The sequence below is a fragment of the Pseudomonas sp. GM48 genome, from assembly GCF_000282335.1.
Lineage (GTDB): Bacteria > Pseudomonadota > Gammaproteobacteria > Pseudomonadales > Pseudomonadaceae > Aquipseudomonas.
On the sequence record NZ_AKJM01000163.1, the window covers coordinates 1 to 4,054 of the forward strand.

A 4,054-nucleotide genomic window follows, 5' to 3' on the forward strand; every position below is an offset into this window, starting at 1 on the left:
GGCGCGAAGCGGCCCCTCCTTTCCCCTAAAGAGCAGGGGACTGCTGCGCAGTCCAGCGGGAGCAAGCTCCCTCGCCACGGATACAGTGTTCGTCCTTAAGTGAACAGCATTACGCTATTTCAGCGGGGCTTGATGAGTCCGTTACCAGCGACCGTAGTGATGGCCGTAGTAACCACGAGGTGGTCCGTAGTAGTAGACCGGGGCCGGACGGTAGTACATCGGTTGTTGCACGTAGACCGGCGCCGGCTGGTAGTAAACCGGAGGCGGTGGTGCGTAATAAACCGGCGCGGGCTGGTAGTAGACCGGTTGCGGTGCGACATAAACCGGGCGGTTGGCGTTGATCAGGGCCGAGCCGACGATGGCAGTACCGACGATCGCGCCAAACACCGCCGGGCCTTGCCAGTAATTACCACCACCATGGGCTTGCGCCTGTCCTGCGACAGCGAGTGCACCGATCAGCAAGGCAACTGTGGGGACTTTACGGATCATGATAGTTCCTCGGTTCTTCAACCCGGCGCTTGTGTCTGCAATAGACCCAAGGATTGTCGCGGGGATACTTCTAAGACAGCATTTTTCTGAAAATCAGCACGGCCGTTAGGTAAATTTTGTGTAAGGTCTGTACCGACTTTCTTACCGGTCTGTGTAAGTCCGTGTAATCAGGCTTATATGATCGATCAGAACCCGATGGCGGACTAATCCCGTCCATCCGAAAAGTGCATTTGAAGGAGCTTCCCGATGCAGATGAACCCCAACAAAGACACCCAGCTGTGCATGTCCCTTTCAGGACGCCCCGGGAACTTTGGTCTGCGTTTTCACAATCATCTGTATGAACAGCTGGGCCTGAATTTTTACTACAAGGCCTTTGCCAGCCAGGATCTGCCGGGTGCCGTTGCCGGCATTCGCGCCCTGCGGATTCGTGGTTGTGGCGTGTCGATGCCGTTCAAGGAAGCCTGCATTGCCCTGGTGGATGAGCTCGATGCGTCGGCCGCCGCCATTCAATCGATCAACACCATCGTCAACACCGACGGTCATCTCAAGGCCTACAACACCGATTACATTGCCGTTGCCCAGTTGCTGGAAAAACACCAGGTGCCCAAGGACTCGACCTTTGCCCTGCGCGGCAGTGGCGGCATGGCCAAGGCCGTGGCGAGCGCCTTGCGCGATGGCGGGTACGAAAACGGCCTGATCGTGGCCCGTAACGAGCGCGCCGGGCAGGCGCTTGCGCAGTCGTTGGGGTATGAATGGCAGGCAGAGCTGGGGGGGCGTCGCCCGCAGATGCTGGTCAACGTCACCCCGATCGGCATGACGGGAGGACCAGAGGCCGATCAACTGGCCTTCGAGCCTGACGTGATCGAAAAAGCGGAAACTGTCTTCGACGTGGTGGCGATTCCCTCGGAAACGCCGCTGATCGTGCATGCTCGTGCCGAAGGCAAGCGGGTCATCACCGGACTGGAAGTCATCGCGATCCAGGCACTGGAGCAATTTGTGCTCTATACCGGCGTACGTCCGACGGACGAGCAATTCCACAAGGCAGTAGCGTTTGCCCGCAGCTAGGAGGTGTCGATGCATCCCCCCATTCTCAATCTGAATTCGGTCGAACTTGAACCGCTGCCCGAATCGTTTGCGCCGACCGGTGAGACCGCAGGTCGCTATCAACAGCGTCTGGCTCGTGTCGGTCAGCGACTGGGGGCGCAAAAGCTTGGCTATCGCCTGTATGTGCTCGAGCCAGGCATGCGCGGCAGCCCGTTTCACAGTCATCGGGTCAATGAGGAAATGTTCTACGTCGTGGCCGGGGAAGGGGAAGTCCGCCTGGGATCCGAACGTTTTCCAATCCGCGTCGGTGATGTGATTGCCTGCCCGCCGGGCGGGCCTGAAAAGGCGCATCAGATCATCAATACCAGCAGTGGCGAGTTGCGTTACCTGGCCGTCAGTACCCAGCAATCGCCGGAGATCTGTGAATATCCGGATTCCGGCAAATACGCCGTAATGGATAACTTCAAGGTCGATGCCGAGGGTAATGCTTCAGGTTTTGTTGCGGTGGCCCGGCAGGTGGATGGGGTTGACTACTGGGACGGCGAGTAAGCGCAGACACCCTCAAACTACTGTGGGAGCGGGCTTGCTCGCGAAGACGATGGTCGACTCAGCGTTGATGTGACTGACAGATCGCATTCGCGAGCAAGCCCGCTCCCACATTGGATCTCTGTAGCCTGATTATTCGAGCCGTGCCAACCGCTCTTCCAGCGCCGCAATCCGCGCTTCCAGTTCTTCGATCCGTTCAACCGAAACCCCGCTGCTGCCACGCTCGACCGGGTTGTGCCGTGCCGCGAGGATCGCTTCGATATCCGCCGGATCGCCCAAGGCGTGCGTATAACGGTCTTCGCGCTGGCCGGCCTGCCGTGGAATCAGCACGGCCAGGCCGCGGGCAATCAGGCGTTCGAGTTGATGCACAACCTGTTCGGCGTCTTCGAATTCATGCATGCGGCCGCTGCGGGTCAGCAGTTCATTGACGGTCTGCGGGCCGCGCAGAAACATCAGCCCGGTCAGGATGACCTGCGCCGGCACCAGTTCCAGGGCCTTGTCGACCTTGTGTTCCCAGCGGTCGGCGCGGCTGCCCATCACCAGTCTGGTGAAGCCGCGTCCTTCGAGGGCGCGCAGGCTGTGGCCGACCTGGCCCGGCGTCAGGTTCATCACCGGCTCGCGGCTGGTTTTCTGGTTGCAGGCAATCACCAGGGCATTGAGGGTCAGGGGATAGGTTTCCGGGCTGGTGGCCTGTTTCTCGATCAACGAGCCCAGAATGCGGATTTCCGTACTGTCGAGCCGCGGCTCGTCGAAAGTCGTCTCTTGCTCAGTGCTCATGGTTGTGCATCCTTACCCGATTCATGTTTTTCACTTGCGTGAGTGCACTTTAGATGGGCAAGCGCCAATGGCAACCGAATTCGTTGCGTCATCAAGTGAATGATGACAAAAAGTGTATGAAATATTAACGCCATTTTTACAATTGGCCGGGCACCGTATGCGGGGTCGCGCGCGAGTGCGTCCACAGGGCGGGATATTGTTGGCGTCATCGCCCTGAATAGCTGAACCCTGCATCGAGTCGGCCGGTGTACAACACCTTCATTCGCCTCTGATAAAAGAAATTCAATAAAGGCGAGAGTGACTCCATGAGCCAAGACATTTTTGTATCCGTATTGATTCCCGCCAAGAACGAAGCGAACAACCTCAAGCCGTTACTTGAGGAAGTCCGCGTGGCGCTGGCCGATGAGTCTTACGAAATCATCGTCGTCGACGATGGCAGTACCGACGCGACCCTGCAGGAACTGCGGCAGATCCGTCTCGACGGCTTGAACACCTTGCGCATCCTCCATCACGAACGTTCGCTGGGGCAGAGCACCTCGCTCTACCACGCCGCCCGTGAGGCACGGGGCACGTGGCTGGCGACCCTCGACGGCGACGGCCAGAACGACCCGGCGGACATCCCCGGCATGCTGGCGCTGGTGCGCGGCGAACCGGGCAAGGTCGATGTGCAACTGGTCGCCGGGCATCGGGTCAACCGTCGCGACACGGCAAGCAAACGCTACGCCTCGCGCTTCGCCAACAACCTGCGCCGCCGCCTGCTCAAGGACGCCACCCCGGACACTGGTTGCGGCCTGAAGCTGATCGAGCGCGCGGCGTTCTTGCGCCTGCCGTACTTCGACCACATGCATCGCTATATTCCAGCCCTGATCCAGCGCCATAACGGCCGCATGATCGTGCACCCGGTCAACCACCGGCATCGCACGGCCGGGGTGTCGAAATACGGCAACCTTGATCGCGCCCTCGTGGGCATTCTCGATTTGTTCGGTGTCTGGTGGCTGATCAAGCGCACGCGGCTGAACACCATTGCCCAGGAGATCGAAGGATGATGTTGACTCGTGAAACCCTGTGGTTGCTGGTCGGCTTTGCGGGGCAGGTTGCCTTTACCGGGCGGTTTGTCTTGCAGTGGTTGTACAGCGAGTACAAGAAACGCAGCGTGATTCCGACCAACTTCTGGTACTTGAGCATCGTCGGCAGCACC

General features: G+C 59.3%; 6 protein-coding genes. 4 read left to right on the forward strand and 2 right to left on the reverse strand.

The features are described 5' to 3' along the window. Nucleotides 1-141 precede the first annotated feature (141 nt). Nucleotides 142-489, reverse strand: coding sequence for a hypothetical protein (locus PMI28_RS02385; protein WP_007992048.1), 348 nt, complete (start codon nt 487-489; stop codon nt 142-144). Nucleotides 490-735: 246 nt separating this feature from the next. Between PMI28_RS02385 and PMI28_RS02380 the strand changes: the two genes are divergently transcribed. Both PMI28_RS02380 and PMI28_RS02375 read left to right on the forward strand, forming a co-directional pair. Then, complete coding sequence (locus PMI28_RS02380) at nt 736-1,554, forward strand: shikimate 5-dehydrogenase (protein WP_007992049.1); 819 nt, start codon at nt 736-738, stop codon at nt 1,552-1,554. Nucleotides 1,555-1,563: 9 nt separating this feature from the next. Beyond that, a complete protein-coding gene (locus PMI28_RS02375) occupies nt 1,564-2,082 on the forward strand; it encodes a cupin domain-containing protein (RefSeq protein WP_007992050.1) in 519 nt (172 codons plus the stop codon). 129 nt (nt 2,083-2,211) lie between these two features. On the opposite strand, the gene PMI28_RS02370 is transcribed toward PMI28_RS02375, so the two are convergent. Continuing rightward, nucleotides 2,212-2,856, reverse strand: a complete 645-nt coding sequence (locus PMI28_RS02370) for a YceH family protein (protein ID WP_007992052.1) — start codon at nt 2,854-2,856, stop codon at nt 2,212-2,214. A gap of 305 nt (nt 2,857-3,161) precedes the next feature. Here PMI28_RS02370 and PMI28_RS02365 point away from each other — a divergent pair, with 305 nt between their 5' ends. Both PMI28_RS02365 and PMI28_RS02360 read left to right on the forward strand, forming a co-directional pair. Then, a complete protein-coding gene (locus PMI28_RS02365) occupies nt 3,162-3,902 on the forward strand; it encodes a glycosyltransferase family 2 protein (protein WP_007992054.1) in 741 nt (246 codons plus the stop codon). Further along, a partial coding sequence (locus PMI28_RS02360; RefSeq protein WP_007992056.1) for a lipid-A-disaccharide synthase N-terminal domain-containing protein occupies nt 3,899-4,054 on the forward strand: 156 nt, incomplete at its 3' end. The genes PMI28_RS02365 and PMI28_RS02360, both read left to right, overlap by 4 nt.